Annotated in this window: 13 protein-coding genes and 3 pseudogenes; 6 read left to right on the forward strand and 10 right to left on the reverse strand. The window is 72.7% G+C overall.

Annotated features, from left to right (window positions below; translation table 11 throughout):
* Nucleotides 1–234: 234 nt before the first annotated feature.
* From ACFYZB_RS29300 to ACFYZB_RS29315, 4 genes and pseudogenes are all read right to left on the reverse strand, one after another.
* Nucleotides 235–1,416, reverse strand: a complete 1,182-nt coding sequence (locus ACFYZB_RS29300; RefSeq protein WP_388763765.1) for an acyltransferase family protein — start codon at nucleotides 1,414–1,416, stop codon at nucleotides 235–237.
* Nucleotides 1,417–1,659: 243 nt separating this feature from the next.
* Nucleotides 1,660–2,074: pseudogene (locus ACFYZB_RS29305) on the reverse strand (sugar phosphate isomerase/epimerase); the annotation flags it as partial.
* A gap of 117 nt (nucleotides 2,075–2,191) precedes the next feature.
* Nucleotides 2,192–3,337: pseudogene (locus ACFYZB_RS29310) on the reverse strand (Ku protein).
* A gap of 38 nt (nucleotides 3,338–3,375) precedes the next feature.
* Nucleotides 3,376–4,335: a hypothetical protein gene (locus ACFYZB_RS29315; RefSeq protein ID WP_388763767.1), complete on the reverse strand. Its 960-nt coding sequence runs from the start codon at nucleotides 4,333–4,335 to the stop codon at nucleotides 3,376–3,378.
* Nucleotides 4,336–4,826: 491 nt separating this feature from the next.
* Between ACFYZB_RS29315 and ACFYZB_RS29320 the strand changes: the two genes are divergently transcribed.
* From ACFYZB_RS29320 to ACFYZB_RS29330, 3 genes are all read left to right on the forward strand, one after another.
* A complete protein-coding gene (locus tag ACFYZB_RS29320; RefSeq protein ID WP_388763768.1) occupies nucleotides 4,827–5,264 on the forward strand; it encodes a Fur family transcriptional regulator in 438 nt (145 codons plus the stop codon).
* 33 nt (nucleotides 5,265–5,297) lie between these two features.
* Complete coding sequence (gene katG, locus ACFYZB_RS29325) at nucleotides 5,298–7,523, forward strand: catalase/peroxidase HPI (RefSeq protein ID WP_388763770.1); 2,226 nt, start codon at nucleotides 5,298–5,300, stop codon at nucleotides 7,521–7,523.
* A gap of 210 nt (nucleotides 7,524–7,733) precedes the next feature.
* Nucleotides 7,734–8,444, forward strand: a complete 711-nt coding sequence (locus ACFYZB_RS29330) for a DUF4232 domain-containing protein (RefSeq protein WP_388763772.1) — start codon at nucleotides 7,734–7,736, stop codon at nucleotides 8,442–8,444.
* Between the two features lie 368 nt (nucleotides 8,445–8,812).
* On the opposite strand, the gene sigJ is transcribed toward ACFYZB_RS29330, so the two are convergent.
* Entirely contained in the window at nucleotides 8,813–9,772 is a 960-nt protein-coding gene (sigJ, locus tag ACFYZB_RS29335) for an RNA polymerase sigma factor SigJ (protein ID WP_388763774.1), read from the reverse strand.
* A gap of 169 nt (nucleotides 9,773–9,941) precedes the next feature.
* On the opposite strand from sigJ, the gene ACFYZB_RS29340 reads away from it, so the two are divergent.
* On the forward strand, nucleotides 9,942–10,634 hold the full coding sequence (locus ACFYZB_RS29340) for an NAD(P)-dependent oxidoreductase (protein ID WP_388763776.1): 693 nt from the start codon (nucleotides 9,942–9,944) through the stop codon (nucleotides 10,632–10,634).
* Between the two features lie 10 nt (nucleotides 10,635–10,644).
* Here ACFYZB_RS29340 and ACFYZB_RS29345 read toward each other — a convergent pair whose 3' ends face one another.
* The 4 genes and pseudogenes from ACFYZB_RS29345 to ACFYZB_RS29360 form a co-directional block, all read right to left on the reverse strand.
* Nucleotides 10,645–11,034, reverse strand: a complete 390-nt coding sequence (locus ACFYZB_RS29345; RefSeq protein ID WP_351208371.1) for a VOC family protein — start codon at nucleotides 11,032–11,034, stop codon at nucleotides 10,645–10,647.
* 109 nt (nucleotides 11,035–11,143) lie between these two features.
* Nucleotides 11,144–11,239 (reverse strand): annotated as a pseudogene (locus ACFYZB_RS29350).
* 91 nt (nucleotides 11,240–11,330) lie between these two features.
* Entirely contained in the window at nucleotides 11,331–12,902 is a 1,572-nt protein-coding gene (locus ACFYZB_RS29355) for an amidohydrolase (RefSeq protein ID WP_388763777.1), read from the reverse strand.
* A 35-nt stretch (nucleotides 12,903–12,937) separates the two neighbouring features.
* Nucleotides 12,938–14,470, reverse strand: coding sequence for an APC family permease (locus ACFYZB_RS29360; RefSeq protein WP_388763779.1), 1,533 nt, complete (start codon nucleotides 14,468–14,470; stop codon nucleotides 12,938–12,940).
* A 223-nt stretch (nucleotides 14,471–14,693) separates the two neighbouring features.
* On the opposite strand from ACFYZB_RS29360, the gene ACFYZB_RS29365 reads away from it, so the two are divergent.
* Nucleotides 14,694–15,308, forward strand: a complete 615-nt coding sequence (locus ACFYZB_RS29365) for a TetR/AcrR family transcriptional regulator (RefSeq protein WP_388763781.1) — start codon at nucleotides 14,694–14,696, stop codon at nucleotides 15,306–15,308.
* 151 nt (nucleotides 15,309–15,459) lie between these two features.
* Nucleotides 15,460–15,648: a hypothetical protein gene (locus ACFYZB_RS29370; RefSeq protein ID WP_388763783.1), complete on the forward strand. Its 189-nt coding sequence runs from the start codon at nucleotides 15,460–15,462 to the stop codon at nucleotides 15,646–15,648.
* Nucleotides 15,649–15,650: 2 nt separating this feature from the next.
* On the opposite strand, the gene ACFYZB_RS29375 is transcribed toward ACFYZB_RS29370, so the two are convergent.
* Nucleotides 15,651–17,204: a N,N-dimethylformamidase beta subunit family domain-containing protein gene (locus ACFYZB_RS29375; RefSeq protein WP_388763784.1), complete on the reverse strand. Its 1,554-nt coding sequence runs from the start codon at nucleotides 17,202–17,204 to the stop codon at nucleotides 15,651–15,653.
* Between the last annotated feature and the right edge of the window lie 106 nt (nucleotides 17,205–17,310).

The raw sequence follows: 17,310 nt of genomic DNA on the forward strand, positions 1-17,310 counted from the left end.
GCTGCGCACAACCTAGGGACGGGGGCGGGGCGACACCAGGCGGCAGGGCACGGCCCGAGGGCACCGGTGGGCGTCCGGGCGGACGGGGGAGGGGGGCCGGGGACCTCCCCTCGGAGGTCCGCCGGCAGGCGTGCCGGGCCCCACGGCGCCCCGGCACGCGGCCGTTCCTGATCGAGCCGAGGGCACATTTTTCGGCCGCGTGCCCGAGCTCGCCCCCCAAGCGCGGGGAGCGGCTCAGTCGCCTGTCGCCACCGGTGCCTCGCCGCGAGCCTCGGCCGCATCCGGCTGGGCGGCCGGGCGGCGGCGCCGGCGCAGCAGCAGGCGTCTCGCCGGGCGCTCCACCGCCTCGTACAGGAGCCAGGACAGCCCGAGCGACACGGTGAACACGGTCGTGGTGACGGCGATCCCCGCCAGCAGCCCGAAGTGCGGCTTCGTGCCGAGCAACTGCGTGGCGGCCCGGATCACCAGCAGATGGATCATGTAGAAGGCGAACGACAGCTCGCCGAGCCGCACCAGCCGCTTGCGCCGCCACAGCGAGGGCAGCCCCTGCATGTCCGCGACGGCCGCGGCCGGGATGAGCAGCGTGAACCCGGCGATGGTGCACATGGTGGCGGAGTAGCCGGGCGCGACCTGCGGCACGAGGAAGTAGCCGATGATCGCCAGGGCGAGCGAGGCCTCGAGACCGGGTCCGCGCCACCGGCCGAGCAGCACCAGCCGCGCGGTCACCGCCCCGAGGACGAACTCGGGCAGCCGGGCGGCCGGGAACGAGTACAGCGCGTACGTCCACCAGTGGTGGGCGTCCGCCCAGGCCAGCACCACGACCGCCACCACCGACAGGGCGCCCAGCGCGGCCGAGGCGCGCGCGCCGAGCCGGCGCAGCACCAGGAACAGCAGCGGGAAGGCGGCGTAGAAGAACGCCTCGCAGCCGAGGGACCAGCTGACCGGGTTCAGCGTCTGCCACCAAGGGCGCCACCAGGGATGCAGCAACAGCATGTTGGACAGGGCCTGTTTCGGCGTCGGCCTCGGCTGACCGGCCAGCGTGTACGCCATGACCAGGGCGAGGGCCAGGGTGACCAGGTGGACCGGATAGATACGCGCGATGCGCCGTCTCCAGAAGGCCAGCGCGCGGTCACGAGGCCGCGCCGACCAGGTCAGGACGAAGCCGGACAACACGAAGAAGAACGACACACCGGTGGCACCGGCGCCGAAACCCCAGTACACGAGGCGGCCGCCGGTGCCACCGAAGTAGCCGAAGTTGTTCACATGGAGTCCGAACACCAGCAGCGCCGCCATCCACCGCAGTCCCGTGAGGGACGGCAGTGAGGGCATGGCGGCGGCTGGGGAGTCCCGGGCGGTCGTGTCGCCGGAACGGGTGGGCGGCGTCGTCCGGAACGTCCGGGTCGTCGCCGTTGTCATCGAATCACCTGCCGGAGAGGATTGGCGTGGGGCATGAAGGGGTACCTTGCCCGTTCACCCCGAGTCCATCACGTCACATGGCAAACGTCACACTCGCTGCCGAACGAGGGAGTCCTCCGTATGCCACGGACAGCCGGACCGGGTGCACCCGTACGAGTGACGCCCCACGCACCACCTTGATCAGCCCGCGGCCGGTTCCTTCGTGATCCGCTCCAGCATGAACGCCGAGGACTCCCGGGCCCGCTACTCCCAGGCGAGCACACAGGCCGTGGCCACACCGTCGGACTTCAGCTCGCGCAGCGTGCCGAAGAACACATCCCAGGCCGGAGGACCCCTTGTGGTCGAAGGAGTCCGCGATGTCCGCCCTCGGGTCCGAACCCGACACATGGAAGGAGTGCGTGGCGCAGTACAGGTAGTTGACCCACGGCTTGTTGATCGCGCGGACCAGGTCGACCGGGCGAGTTCTCCTCGCAGAAGTCGTCCGGGTGCGCCTCCAGCGGCAGCACCGAGGAGAGCCGAAGCCCCGTGCGTACGCAGGGACTTCTTCAGCTCGGCCACCCGCTCGTCGTCTGCGCGCGGATGCAGGAAGAAGGCGCGGGGACAACTCGATGTACTGGTAACCGAGTTCGGCGGGCGACGACGCGCCCCGACTGCAGGGCCGCCAGGTTCGCGATCCACTCGCGGAACTCGGTGTCGAAGGCGTCCGCGAAGCGGCCCACCCAGTCGGTCAGCACCCCGGTGGCCACCGCCGGTCTGAATCCGTTGTGGGTGACGGTCAGGCCGCCTGCCCGGCAAGGGCCTTGACGAGCTGATCCCGCGTCATCTTCGACCGGCCCGGTACGCCCGCGGCGCTCGCCCGCTCGTACAGCTCCGCCTTGGACAGGGCACCCAGGTCCTCGGACTCCTTCCCTCCGGCGGCCCGCTCCTTGCCGGCAGCCTGCCTCTTTCCGGTGGCCGGTTTCCCGCCGCCCTTGCGACCCCGGGACCGGCCCTGCTCGACGCTCCGGCTGAGCACGTCCATGAGGTCGATGACATTCGTCGCCTCCGGGGGCTCCGGTTCGCCGACGACCTCCTCGCCCTTCCGCTTCGCGACGACGAGCTTCTTGACGCGCTCCTCGTAGGTGTCGTGATAGTCGGCGGGGTCCCAGTCGATGGTGAGGGCATCGATCAGCTGCTCGGCCGTCCGCAGCTCCTTGCTGTCGGCCTTCGTGCGCCGCTGCGGCAGCTCGGGCACCACGTCGCCGGGGTCGCGCACCTCGTCGGCCCAGTGCAGGGTGTGCAGGACGAGGACGCCCGGCTGCGCGCGCAACGCGGTCAGGTACTCCTTGCCGCGCATGGTGAGCGTGGCGATCCCCGCCTTGTCCGCGCGGTCCAGCGCCGCCCGCATCAGCTCGTAGACCTTCACGTACTCCTTGCCGCGCGGGCCGACGTAGTACGTGCGGGCGAAGTACACGGGCTCGACCTGCTGCAGGTCGACGAACCCGGCCAGGTCGATCACCTTCGACCGCCCGGGCGCGATCTCCTCCAGCTCCTCCGGCTCCACGACGACGTACTCGCCCTCGTCGATCTCCTAGCCCTTGACGATCCGGTCGGTGTCCACCTCCTTGCCGGTGCGCTCGTTGACCCGCTTGTTGCGGATCCGGTCCGAGGTACCGCGCTGCAACTGGTGGAAGTGCACGGTGTGGTCCTCGGTGGCGGTGTACAGCCCCACGGGCAGCGTGACCAGCCCGCAGGTCAGGACGCCGGTCCAGATGGGTCTCGCCATGGCTCCTCGCCTCCGTCGCGGGTCGGCCGTCTGCCGTGGGGTCGGCCGTCTGCCGTGGGGTCGGCCGTCTGTCGTCTGTTGTGGGTCAACCGCCGTGGTGGTCATCCGTCCGAGGCGGTCACCGGTCCGTCGTTGTGATCGGTCCGCCGTCGCCATCGGTCCGTCGCGTCATCCGTACGCCGGGTACCGTCCGGTCACCGCCCGCGCGCCCGGCCCGGGGAGGCGCGCCCGGTGCGGGCTCCGGCCAGCCGGTCGGCCTCGGCCGCGGTCGCCTCGGCGTGCCGTCGTGCCTCCCGTACGGCGCGGTCGGCCTGCCTGGCCCGGTCCCGTGCCTCCTGTTCGTCGGTGCGCGACCTCCGCTGCTCGTCCTCGGCGTCCCGCAGGCGCGTGCGGAGCTCGCGCACGCGCTCCTCCGCCTCGGCCACGCGGTCGCGGGCCTCCTCCACCTCCCGTCCGGCCGCCTCGGCCTCCGCCTCGCGGGCACGCAGGTCCCGTTCCGCGTCCCGGGCGGCCCCGCGGGCCTCGTTGAGCCGGCGCCGGTGTGCCAGCTCGTCCTCGCGCTCCGCCTCGCCCCGCCTCCGCTCCGCTCCGTGCCCGCCGGGTTCCCCGCCCTCGGCGTGCTTCTTCGCCCTGGTCGCCGCGGGGGCCGCAGGACGGCGGTCGAGGACGCTCTCGTCCGCCTCGGGAAACCCGAACGTGGCGCTGAGCGGCTTCACGAGCCGCCCCGCCGCCCACTCCCGGGCGGCCTCCGGTTCGGCGAGCACGGCGTGCAGGGTCTCCTCGACCTCTCGCTGGACCCCCTCACCCACCGGACGCCCGGCCTCCGCCGCCAGCCGCCGCGCCTGCCGGCCGAGCGCGCCGACCACCTCGCGCTGTCGGCGGACAAGTTTTCGCAGCTGCGGACCGTCCAGTTCGCGATGCGCCCGGCGCAGCTCCTCGCCCAGGTCCAACAGCGGCTGGACCTCCTCCGGCCGCCGGCGCACGAGCAGATTGCCGACCCACGCGGCGAGGCTCGGGCGCCGCAACGCACCGATCTCCCTGGCGAGGGCCTGATCACCGGCCTTGCGGGCCTCCAGGGCGCGGCGATCACGGGCGGCGACGAACTCCTCCGGCCGCAGCCCGTACAACTCGTCGGCGACGGGGTCCAGGTCCACCAGCGTCCCTCTCGACGGCCACCTCGGTGACGGAATCCGAGTTTCTCGCTCTGTGGGGCTTATGTGCCTTGTGCGGGATTCCGTGCCTTGTGCAGCGTTCATGCTCCTCGGCGCCCCAGGCCGCCCGGACGACCCCGGCTCCGGCCTGCGCCGGGAACCCGCGCTCACCCGTTCGGAGGACCGTCCGGCTTGCCGCGCCGTCGTCGCCGATCCCGGGGCCACATGATGCGGGCATGCCCCCGACCCGCCCGCCGATCCGCGCCCGGCCCGCCCGCCGGCCCACCCCGCGGCGGCCCGTCGGAGCCCGCCGCGCCCTGCCGACCCGTGCGTACGGTCATCCGGGCGGGGCCGCGCGAAGGCAAACGTGAACGCAAACGATCGGGCGGGCGTCGAAGCGGGCGCGCAGGTGGACGGCGGTCACCGGAACACGACCAAAATTGCATCGCTCGTTTTCTTGAATCGCTCGTGTTTATGAGGGTAGGTTCGGCCCCATGACCGCCTCCCCGACCCCGACCACCGCCGAGGAGCTCCGCGGTGCCGGCCTGCGCGTGACGGCAGCCCGCGTCGCGCTGCTGGAGACCGTCCGGGCGGGCGACCACCTCGGCGTCGAGGCGCTCGCCTCCGGGGTACGCAACCGCGTGGGCCACATCTCTCTGCAAGCCGTCTACGAGGCCCTTCACGCCCTCACCGCGGCGGGCCTGGTCCGCCGTATCGAGCCGGCCGGTCACCCGGCCCGGTACGAGGGACGCGTGGGGGACAACCACCACCACATCGTGTGCCGGTCGTGCGGCGCCGTGGCCGATGTCGACTGCGCGGTCGGCGACGCGCCCTGCCTGACCGCCTCCGACGACCGCGGCTTCGCCATCGACGAGGCGGAGGTCGTCTATTGGGGTATGTGCCCCGACTGTTCCACCGGCCGCAGTTCCTGAGCACCGAGTTCCGCACAGTTCGGAAGGATTGCCATGACTGAGAACCACGACGCGATCGTCACAGACGCGAAGGCGGAGGGGGCGAGCGGCGGCTGCCCCGTCGCCCATGACCGGGCCCTGCACCCGACCCAGGGCGGTGGCAACCGCCAGTGGTGGCCGGAGCGACTCAACCTGAAGATCCTTGCCAAGAACCCGCCCGTGACGAACCCGCTCGGTGAGGAGTTCGACTACGCCGAGGCCTTCCAGAGCCTCGACCTTCCGGCCGTGAAGCGGGACATCGCCGAGGTGCTCACCACCTCGCAGGACTGGTGGCCCGCCGACTTCGGCCACTACGGCCCGCTGATCATCCGTATGGCCTGGCACAGTGCGGGCACCTACCGCATCAGCGACGGCCGCGGCGGCGCCGGCGCCGGCCAGCAGCGCTTCGCCCCGCTGAACAGCTGGCCCGACAACGCCAACCTGGACAAGGCGCGCCGCCTGCTGTGGCCGGTGAAGAAGAAGTACGGCCAGAAGATCTCCTGGGCGGACCTGATGATTCTCGCCGGCAACGTGGCCCTGGAGTCCATGGGCTTCGACACCTTCGGCTTCGGCGGCGGCCGCGCCGATGTCTGGGAGGCGGAGGAGGACGTCTACTGGGGTCCCGAGACCACCTGGCTGGACGACAAGCGCTACACGGGCGACCGCGAGCTGGAGAACCCGCTCGGCGCCGTCCAGATGGGTCTGATCTACGTCAACCCCGAGGGCCCCAACGGCAACCCGGACCCGCTGGCCGCGGCCCGCGACATCCGTGAGACCTTCCGCCGCATGGCGATGAACGACGAGGAGACCGTCGCGCTGATCGCTGGCGGTCACACCTTCGGCAAGACCCACGGCGCCGGCCCCGCCGACGCGGTCGGTGCCGACCCCGAGGCAGCCGGCCTCGAGGAGCAGGGTCTCGGCTGGAAGAGCAGCTACGGCACCGGCAAGGGCGCGGACGCCATCACCTCCGGCCTCGAGGTGACCTGGACCGCCACGCCGACCCAGTGGGACAACGGCTTCTTCGACATCCTCTTCGGCTACGAGTGGGAGCTCACCGAGTCCCCGGCCGGCGCCAAGCAGTGGGTCGCCAAGGACGCCGAGGCGATCGTCCCCGACCCGCAGGACCCGTCGAAGAAGCGTCTCCCGACGATGCTCACCACCGACCTGTCGCTGCGCTTCGACCCGATCTACGAGCCGATCTCCCGCCGGTTCCACGAGAACCCGCAGGAGTTCGCGGACGCCTTCGCCCGCGCCTGGTACAAGCTCACCCACCGTGACCTGGGCCCGAAGTCGCTGTACCTCGGCCCCGAGGTCCCGGCGGAGACCCTGATCTGGCAGGACCCGCTGCCGGCGCGCGAGGGCGAGCTGATCGACGACGCCGACGTCGCGGCCCTGAAGACCAAGCTGCTCGACTCCGGGCTGTCGGTGTCCCAGCTGGTCTCCACCGCCTGGGCGTCCGCCTCCACCTTCCGCGGCAGCGACAAGCGCGGCGGTGCCAACGGCGCCCGCATCCGCCTGCAGCCGCAGCGCGGCTGGGAGGTCAACGAGCCCGACGAGCTGGCCCAGGTGCTGCGCACCCTCGAGGGCATCCAGCAGGAGTTCAACGCCTCCTCCGGCGCCAAGAAGGTCTCCCTGGCGGACCTCATCGTCCTCGGCGGTATCGCCGCGGTCGAGAAGGCCGCCAAGGAGGGCGGCTTCGCGGTGCAGGTGCCCTTCACCGCTGGCCGCGTGGACGCGACCGAGGAGCACACCGACGCCGAGTCCTTCGAGGCGCTGGAGCCGACCGCGGACGGCTTCCGCAACTACCTCGGCAAGGGCAACCGCCTGCCGGCCGAGTACCTGCTGGTCGACAGGGCGAACCTGCTGAACCTGAGCGCTCCCGAGATGACGGTGCTCGTCGGTGGTCTGCGCGTCCTCGGCGCCAACCACCAGCAGTCCCAGCTCGGCGTCCTCACCAAGACGCCCAGCGTCCTCACCAACGACTTCTTCGTCAACCTGCTCGACATGGGCACGACGTGGAAGTCGACCTCCGAGGACCAGACCACGTTCGAGGGCCGTGACGCCGTCACGGGCGAGCTGAAGTGGGCCGGCAGCCGCGCCGACCTCGTCTTCGGCTCCAACTCCGAGCTGCGCGCCCTCGCCGAGGTCTACGCGAGCGACGACGCGAAGGAGAAGTTCGTGAAGGACTTCGTCGCCGCCTGGGTCAAGGTCATGAACCTGGACCGGTTCGACCTGGTCTGAGTACGGCCCTGAAGGCGTCCGGCCCGACCCGCACGGGTCGGACCGGACGCCCTCGTGGTACGGGGTCCAGGTCTGCCCCGCACAGAACTGTCACAGATGATCCACAACGGTCACAGCCGATCCACAGCGGAAACCCGGCGTCCCCCGGCCCTGTCTCCCTCGGCGAGCACCGGCAAGGAGCCGGTCGAACCACCGGAATCGGGGGACCTCATGCACCACCACAACACCATCCGCCTCGCCGCGTCCGCGACGGCAGTGATCGCCGCCGCGCTGTCGCTCACGGCATGCGGATCGGGAGGCGGTGACGCGACGGCCAAGGCGTCCTCCCCGACCCCGGCTGCCGGCACTCCCTCCGCCACCGCCGCCGTCACCGCGAGCCCCACCGCCACGCCGCCGTCGACCTCGGGATCCTCCGGCGGTAGGTCCACGGCCCCGAGCGCCGCGGTCTCCCCGGCGTCCGACACCTCGGCCGGCTCGGCCTCGAGATGTCCGGTGTCGGCCGTGCGGGCGACGGCCCTGCAGGGGCCCGACAACCGGGTGGGCACCGGCACCGGCACGGCGCTCATCGAGTTCACCAACGTCTCCGGACACGCCTGCGTCCTGCAGGGCCACCCCTCGGTGGCCGGCGCGGGCAACGGTTCCCCCGAGCACAACAGACCGCTGAAGGTGACCCCCACGGGCCTCGCCTCGCCGGTGCGCCTCGCGCCGGGCGGCACGGCCTGGGTGAAGCTGACCTTCGTCCAGGTCGAGGGCGAGGGCGACGGCTACTGCGTCTCCGGCGCCAAGCCCGCGGTCTACCCGACGCTCGTGGTCGGCCTGTCCGGCTCGGGTGCGCACCAAGTTGCCCTGTCGGACGGTGAGTTCGCCGAGTGCGACAACACCGTCACCGCGACCGCGGTCTCGGCGGCGAAGCCGGCCTGACCGGCACGCGACCGGCGGCCGGCCGACTCCGGGCACGCGGCGTGGCGAGGGGCCTCGGTGACGCAGTGCCCGAGCGCCGGTGCGCCGGCCTGCGCGCACTTCTCGTCAAGGTCGCCGGAGGGGGCGCCCCCGCGACACCGATGCCCGCGACCGGGGCTCCCTCGGCGGTCACCGGGTGCCGCCCGCGAGGAACAGGGCGCCCGGGATGTCCCCGGGGTTCGGCGTCTGCGCGGCGACACCCTGGTCTCCCGGCGGCTTCCACCGCGACTCGCGCGGCCCTCTCCGCGGCGTTCCGCGTGAGATGCGCGCTCGGGGTGAGGGGCGCGCACCTCGGCGGGACGCCCCCTGCGGTGGCGTCCCGCGTGCCGCTAGACCTTCGGACGCGGCTCGCCCGGGTCCAACGCCGAGAGCTTGTCCGGGTTCGTGACCAGGTACACCTCTCGGACCTGCGCGCCGTCCGGGTCGAGGTCCATGACCATCACCGCGTGCGGGGCGCCGTCCTCGAACACCACCACCGCCGCGTCGCCGTTGACGTCCCGGTGCTGGAACTCCAGCCCCGCCGCCGTACGCGTGGCGTAGCCGGTCAGCGCCCGGGCCACCTTGTCCCGGCCGCGGATCGGCCGTGGTGCCGCCTGCGCCTTGCCGCCGCCGTCCGTCCACAGCGTGGCCTGAGGCGCAAGGATCTCCAGCAGCGCCCCGAGATCCCCGCCGAGCGCGGCGGCCACGAACCGTTCCGTCGCCTGCCGCCGGACCCGGGGATGGGCCTGATAGCGGGGGCGCCGGGCGCGCACATGGGACCGGGCGCGGTGCGCGAGCTGCCGTACGGCCGCGGGGCTGCGGCCGAGGATGTCCGCGATCTCGGTGTGCGCGTAGCCGAACACCTCGTGCAGGACGAACACCGCCCGCTCCAGCGGCGTCAGGGTCTCCAGCACGACCAGCATCGCCAGGGACACCGATTCGGCGCGCACCGCGCCCTCGGCCGCGTCCTCGCCGGCCGCCGGACCGGCAGGGCCGTCCGTGAGGAGGGGTTCCGGCAACCATGGCCCGACGTAGGTCTCGCGCCGCCGGGCGATGCGCGCCCGCCGCGCGAGCGCGTGCCGCACGGCGATCCGCACCAGATAGGCCCGCGGATGCTCGATCTCCGCAGCCTGTCCCGCGTCCCCGGCACCCGAACGTCCCGCCCAGGAGAGCCAGGTCTCCTGCAGCACGTCCTCGGCGTCGGTGACGGAGCCCAGCATGTTGTACGCCACCGCGAACAGCAGCTCGCGGTGGTCGAGGAACGCCTGGGTGGCGGCGTCCGTCCCCGCGGGCGTCCGGTTGTCGGCCATGGCATCTCCTCACGACGTCTGCCCACTCAGAGGGCCGGGGCCCCCGGAGTGTGACATCGGGGGGCGGGTGTGTGCCGTGGCTCTCATCCTGCGACCGCGCTGTCACACTCGGCGCCTTCGCGGCCCTCTCGGTCCACGGCAGCAGCACCACGCAGCGAAGGAGCAGCCCATGCGACTCGTCGTCTTCGGCGCGAACGGGCCGACCGGACGGCAGGTCACCGAGCAGGCGACCGCCGCCGGACACACCGTCACCGCCGTGACCCGCCACCCCGACGCCTTCCCGCTCGACCACCCCCGCCTCACGGTCGCGGAGGCCGACGTCCTGGACGGGGCGGCGGTCGACCGTGTCGTCCCCGGCCACGACGCGGTGATCTCCACGCTCGGCGTCCCCTACGGCCGGGCTCCGGTCGCCGTCTACTCGACGGGCCTCACCCACATCAGCCGGGCCATGACCCGGCACGGTGTCCGGCGTCTGGTGTGCGTCAGCTCCACCGTCCTGTTCGACGTGCCGGCACCCGGCGAGGGCGTCTTCTTCCGGAAGGTGCTCGAACCCTTCTTCGTGCGGGTCGTCGGGCGCACGGTCTACGACGACATGCGCCGCATGGAGGAGATCGTGCGCGCGAGCGGTCACGACTGGACGGTGCTCCGGCCGGCCGGCCTCTTCGACACGAGCGAGGTCAGCGCCTACCGGGTGGCGCCCGGCCGGCTGCCCGGGCGGTTCACCTCCCGGGCCGACCTCGCGCACGCGCTCGTGCGCGAGGCCGTCACCGAGGGGAATCCGCGCGCCTTTCTCGACGTGCGCACCACCGAGGGCACGCCGCGCTTCCTCGACCTCGTCAAGAAGGAGGGATTCGGCAGGTGAAGCGCGCCGGTCAGGAAGGCCGGCCGCCGTAGGGGACGGTGATCAGCTCCATGGCGTGGCCGACCGGGTCCATGAAGTACACGCCGCGGCCGCCGTCGTTGTGGTTGATCGTGCCGGGCTGCTTCTGGTGCGGGTCGGCGTAGTGCTCGATGCCGCGCTCGACGATCCGCGCGTACGCGGCGTCGAACTCCTCCTCGGACACCAGGAAAGCGTAGTGCTGGGGCGTGATGTGCTGCTCGGGGATGGTGGCGAAGTCCAGGGTGACTCCGTTCGCCAGGGCGACGGCGATGAACGGGCCCCATTCCGCGGTGATGTCCAGACCGAGCAGTCCGGTGAGGAACTCGGCGGACTCCCGGTTGTCCCGGGCATGAACGATGGTGTGGTTGAGCTCGACCGACAAGGAATGCCTCCAGGGCATGTCCTGGCACCTCCATGCCTCACCCAGCCGGTGACCGGCACGCGATGCCGTGACCATCCTAGCCCCAGGTCCGCGGCGTCGAGCAGTCGAGCGGAGAGGGCAGGATTCGAACCTGCGTGGGCCCCTGAGGGGCCCGACCGTGAGCCGGGCTCGCTGGTCCCCGATCAACCACTCCGGGCACCTCTCCCTGTGACCGGATCCGGTGTCCCGTGCCGGTCACAGGAAGAACAGTGGCAGGAGCCGCTGACCGCGCGTTGACCCGCCGCTGACGGGCCCCGTCATGCGCCCCGGTGCACCACGTGCCCGCCGGTGACCGTCAACGCCACCGGGGACTCGGCGAGTTCGTCGCCGGGCGCGTGCACGGGGTCGACGGCCAGCGCGGTGAGGTCGGCGCGGCAGCCGGGCGCGATCCGGCCTCCCACCTCGGACTCGCCGGCGGCGGCCGCGGCGTGGCTGGTGCAGCCCTCCAGGGCCTGCAGCGGCGTGAGGCCCGGCCGGCGGGCCGCGGCGCCCTTGGGCCGGCGGGCCGTCGCCAGCACGGCACGGACGTCGTAGTGCGCGATGGGCCAGTCCGAGCCGAGGGCGAGCGTGGCGCCCGCTTCCCGCAGATCGCGCAGCCGCCAGGCCCGGGCGGCCCGCTCGTCGCCCAGCCGGCGGGACCACTCGTCGCCGCCGTCGTCGCGCGTGTACCCGGTGTGCGGCGGCTGCAGGGAGGCCGCCACCCCCAACTCGGCGAAGCGTGGCAGGAGTTCGTCCGGAGCGGTCTCGATGTGCTCGATCCGGTGGGCGCCGCGCCCGCCCGGCCCGAGGGAGGCGACGGTGTCCAGGACATGCCGTACGGCCGCGTCCCCGATGGCATGGGTGGCGGTACGGACGCCGGCCGTGTGCAGGGTGCGGACGGCCTCGGCGTAGGCGTGCGGATCCGGCCAGAACGCGGCGGTGCCCTGACCATGGCAGTCGGGGTGCTCCAGCCAGGCCGTGCCGCCCTCGACGGTGCCGTCCATGAAGAACTTGACCCCGCCGACCAGCCAGTGGCGCCCGCCCCTGCCCTGCAGCTCGATCAGCTCCCGCAGCGCGTCGTCGTCGGCACCCGGCATGCACCACGGCGCGAACCGCAGCCGCATGGGCAGGACCGTCTCCTCGGCCACCGCCTGCACCAGATCGAGGTCGCCGCCGTCCATCACATGGGCCCCGGTGAGTCCCGTCGCGGCCATCGCGGACAGCAACTCCAGCAACCGGGCCCGCCGTTCGGTGTACGACGGCCGGGGCACGACGTCCGCCACGAGGTCCATCGCCGCGTGCTCGACCAGATGGCCGGTGGGCCGGCCCGAGGCGTCGCACACCACCTCCGCGTGCTGGGCGAAGGCACGCGGGCCGGTCACCCCGGCGGCCGCGAGGGCGGCGGCGTTGGCGAGGGCGGAGTGGCCGTCGTACAGGCGCAGGAAGGCCGGTGTGCCGCCGAGCACCTCCGCCACCAGGTCGTGGTGGATGGGGCGGCTCTCGAACGCGTTGTGGTCCAGGCCGTAGCCGACGACCCAGCCGTCGATCCGCTCGGCCTCGGCGAGCGCCGCGCGCAGCCCGGCCAGGTCCGTCACGCCCGACAGGTCCGTGCCCGTCGCCATGTCCAGCCCCCACACCGGATGGCTGTGCGAGTCGACCAGGCCGGGCACGAGGTACGCGCCGCGCAGGTCGACGACCTCGGTGCCGGGACCGCGCCAGTCGCGTACGTCGTCCGCCCCGCCGACCGCGACGATCACCCCGTCGTGCACGGCGACGGCGGAGGCGGTGGGGCGGGCGGCGTCGAGGGTGCGGACCTGGGCGCCGGCGAGGATGAGGTCGGCAGCGGGCATGGGGCAACTCCTGTAGGGGAAAGGGGGCGTTCGGGTCACTCGGCAGGCGCGGTGACGGCGGCCGGTGCGGTGTCCTCGCCGGGAACGGCGTGCTCGTCGGTTCCGGCGCTCGCACCGGGCTCCGTGGCGAACCGGGCGTACACCTCCGGACGGGAGCGGCGCAGCCACCAGGCCAGCGGCAGGCCGAGCGCGAAGACGATCGGTGCCACGACGACGAGCAGGACGTTCACGGTCGGGGACGCACCGGTGAACAGGTCGATGTGGGACACGACCAGCGCGATCGCGGTCGCCAGCAGGACGGTGGCGAGCACTGGGGTCACCACCGTGCGCACCGCCCCCTCGCTGTGACGTACCCGCCGGAAGTAGCACGGCACGGCGATCGCGGCGAGCAGTTGCAGCAGCAACAGGCCGATCATGCCCGGGGTGTTCACCCACAGCAGAAGCTGCTGGTACGGGTCGGCGTGCGCGGCCCAGAACGCGAGGACGACGACGGCGCCGAGGACGGTCTGGGCGATGCCGGCGACATAGGGGGAGCGGTGGCGCGGGTGGATCCGGCCGAGTCGGCGGGGCAGCACGCCCTCCTCGGCGAGAGCGAGGACATAGCGGTTGATGGCGTTGTGGAAGGCGAGGAGGGAGGCGATGACGCTGGTGACGATGAAGACGTGCATCAGGTCGGCGGCCCAGCCGCCCACATAGGTGCCGATCGCGGTGAAGAACAGGCCCGCAGGATCCTTGGCGGCCGCGCGTACCACCTGGTCGTCGCCGAACGCCTGGACGGCGATCCAGACGACGAACGCGTAGAACAGGCCGAGGAATCCGACGGCCAGATAGGTGGCGCGCGGGACCGTGCGCCCGGGGTCGCGGGCCTCGCGGCGGTAGATGACGGTCGACTCGAATCCGGTGAACGCGGCGAAGGCGAAGGCGAGGACGGCCGCCATGCCGGGCACGAGCACATGGGCCGGAGCCAGGGACGCCGCGGACAGCCCGCGGGCGCCGCCCTTCACCAGCACCCCGCCGGCGAGCAGCACGAGTATGCCGGTCTCGCAGACGAGCAGGACACCGAGGACCTTCGCGCCGAAGTCGATCGAGCGGAAGCCGCCGTAGCCGATCAGCAGCAGGCCGGCCAGGGAGACGGGCAGCCAGGGCACGTCGACGCCGAAGAGGGTGTGCAGGGTGTCCCGGGTGGTGGTGGCGATCAGGCCGTAGACGCCGATCTCCATGCCGTTGTAGCCGATCAGCGCCAGCAGGGCGGCGCCGATGCCGACCGGGCGGCCGAGGCCGCGGGTGATGTAGGCGTAGAACGCGCCGCCGCTGGTCACATGGCGGCTCATGGTGGTGAAGCCGACGGCGAAGACGGCGAGGGTCAGGCCGGCCAGGAGATAGCCGACGGGCGCGCCGATGCCGCCCAGCAGGATCGCGAGCGGTGCGACCCCGGCCATGACGGTCAGGGGGGCGGCGGCGGAGACGACGAAGAAGGCGATGTCGGCGGTGCCGAGGGAGCCGGACCGGAGGGTGGCCGCGCCGGACGGCGCTCGCTGCTCCGGTGGCTCGGCGGGGGACACGGACATACGGGGGAGCCCTTCTGGCGGCGGAGGGGAGGGGGCCCGGTGGTGGGGCAGCCGGGTTCGCGGGCGTCGGCAGGGGGGAAGCCGGGGTGGGCGGACCGTGCCGGTGTCTCCGGGCACACGGGAGGGATGGCGGGCGCCCGGAGCCGTAAACCTAAAGGCTTTCGGTTTTCGCAATGTAACCTGCCGTTGAGCATCCGGGAAGACCTCAGGGAGAACGCTGACCATGGGACGGCCGCGCACACCGCTCCTCGACCGCGAGCGCATCACCAGCACGGCACTGCAACTGGTCGACGAGACCGGCGACTTCAGCGTCCCGCAGATCGCCCGGCGGCTCGGTGTGCAGACCGGTTCGGTGTACCACCATGTGGACGGCCGTGACGGCATAGTGGAACTGCTGCGGGAGCGCGTCTGCGAGGCGATCGACCCGGGCACCCTCGAACTGACCCCCTGGGACACGGCCGTCCAGGCCTGGGCCCGCTCCTACCGCGCCGCGTTCGCCGCACACCCCCGGACGATCCCCCTGCTCATGACCTCACCGGTGCGCGCACCGCGGGTGCTGGAGCAGTACGAGCGTGCGGTGAGCCTTCTCCTCGACGCCGGCTTCGACCGGGCCGGGATCATGCCGCTGATCATCGCCCTGGAGAACCTGGTGCTCGGCTCCGCCCTCGATCTCGCCGCACCGGAGACGATGTGGGAGCTGACGGACCGCATAGCCACCCCGCATCTCGCGCAGGCGCTCGCCGCCGTGGGCGAGGGCCGGGCCGACCGCGCCTTCGAGGTGGGGCTGGCCGCCTTCCTGAACCATGCGCGCGCACTCCTGAAGCACGCCGGCCGCTGACCGGCGAGCCGCGGGCCGCTCGGACCGGGCTCAGCGGTTGCCGTCCGCACGGGTTTCCCAGTACCGCAAGTAACATGATCAGCTTTGTTCCGGGTTACCAGTCAGTCAACTTGGTGCGGTCCCTGGACGCGCCCTGCCCGGAGAAGCCGAGATGTCCGAGTCCTCTCTCAACGACGCGTTGGAAAACGCGCGCCTCACCTATGAGCAGCACGTGCGGACCTGCCGTCAGTGCCATGCCGACGGCGCGGCCTGTGCCGTCGCCAAACATCTCCTGCGGATCTACAACAACGCGCGCAGGGACCACCTGAGGGCGGGCGGACGGCACGCCGCGACGGACTGACCTCAGGCCCCGTACACCGCACGCACGTTGGCGCGCGGCGGCGGGGCGTGCCGGGCCGCGGGACCCTTCGCGAAGGTGCGCAGCAGGTTCTCCGTGGTCCGGGTGACGAACGCGCGGGTACGGGCGTCCATCCCGTGGTCCCGCCCGAGCAGGCCCGTCCCGGCCACCAGGCCCTCCACCCAGCGCATGGTGCCGGTCGCGAACACGCCGGCGCCGCTGGAGGCCGTGTAGTACGCCGAGTCGCTGTGGCTGGCCCGTCCCTCACAGACCAGCGGGGAGTGCGCGATGATCTCCAGCGGCCCGGGGGTGGGGGCGCCGGGAGTGATCCGGTCGTACTCCACGCCGACGAGATGGGCGAAGCCGTCGCCGGAGCGTGCGCCGGTGCCCTCGTACAGCCAGTGGTCGGCGGCCCGGACGAGGTAGGGAGCGTCGACCGGATAGCCCTCGTAGAGCACGCCGGTCAGGGAGGACTCGGGGTCCGGGGCGGGCGGGAGACGGTAGTCGGTGGTGACCAGGGCCGGGTGCGAGCCGTAGCAGGGGTCGGCGCGGTAGGCGGTCTTGTAGCAGACCACGGTACGGTCGTCCGCGGCTTCCCCGGCCTCCAGCCGTATGCGGCGGAAGCAGGTGTTCGCCCCGAGGAAGGCGATGTTCGTACCGGCGTCCCGGGCGGCGGTCACATGGGCCCGCTGCTCCGGCGTCCAGTACTCGTCGTGCCCCAGGCAGACGACGGCGTGCGCACCGCGCAGCACCGCGGGGTCGCGGTGCACGTCCACGCCGGTGGTGTAGGCGAGCGGTATGCCGAGGCGCTCGGCCAGCACCACCAGCGCCCACTCGTACACCTGGAACTTCTCGGCGCCTTCCCCGTCGTAGGGGCGGTCGAAGCTCACCGCGAGCGAGCGGGTGGCGTACGCCCCGGACACGCCGTTGTAGAGGCTGCTGCCGCCCCAGCGGTTGTACGCCTGCCAGGTGGCCGGGGCGTGCAGCAGGACCGTACGGCCCGTGCCGTCGATGGAGCGGACGATCAGCGGGACGTACCGCTGGTGGCCGGTGTCCGCCTCGAGCCGCAGCAGATAGGCGCCCTCCGGCCAGCCCGAGGTGTCCACCGGCAGCGTCACCGGCCAGTCGGCGCGCACCGTGCGGGTGGCGGGCAGCACGCGCGGCGCCGGCTGGGCGCGGCCGGGTATGCGCCCGGACGCCCATATCCGGCGGGCCTGCTTGCCGCCGTACCAGCCGACCCGGAACGCGGACACCCGGAACGCGGCGGCGGTGGTCGACACATGCAGCCCGAACTGCTCGCCCGGGGTCACGCTCACCCGGTCCGGGTAGCCGGCCACCGCGTCCGGGGGGCCGGTGGAGGCCAGACGCCAGTCGGCGGTGCCCGGGGCGTCCCGTTCCGCCTCGGGCCGCAACCGCCCGTCGGGGGACGGGGCGGAGTGCGGGTGCGGCGGTGCCGCCGTGCAGGCGGCGGCCGTGCCGAGGCCCAGACCTGCGGACAGGGTGAGGAAACGCCGGCGGCCGAGGCCGTCCGACGACGTGGTGTCGTGCCCTGGAGCCACTGCGCCTCCCGGATGCGTGTTCGCTCCAGCGTCCCGACGCCCGCGCGGTCGGCGCAACCCGCAGCGGCGGGGGAACACCGGTCGGCGGGCCGCGCGAGCACGCCCG

The sequence above is a fragment of the Streptomyces sp. NPDC001852 genome, assembly GCF_042891825.1.
Taxonomy (GTDB): domain Bacteria; phylum Actinomycetota; class Actinomycetes; order Streptomycetales; family Streptomycetaceae; genus Streptomyces.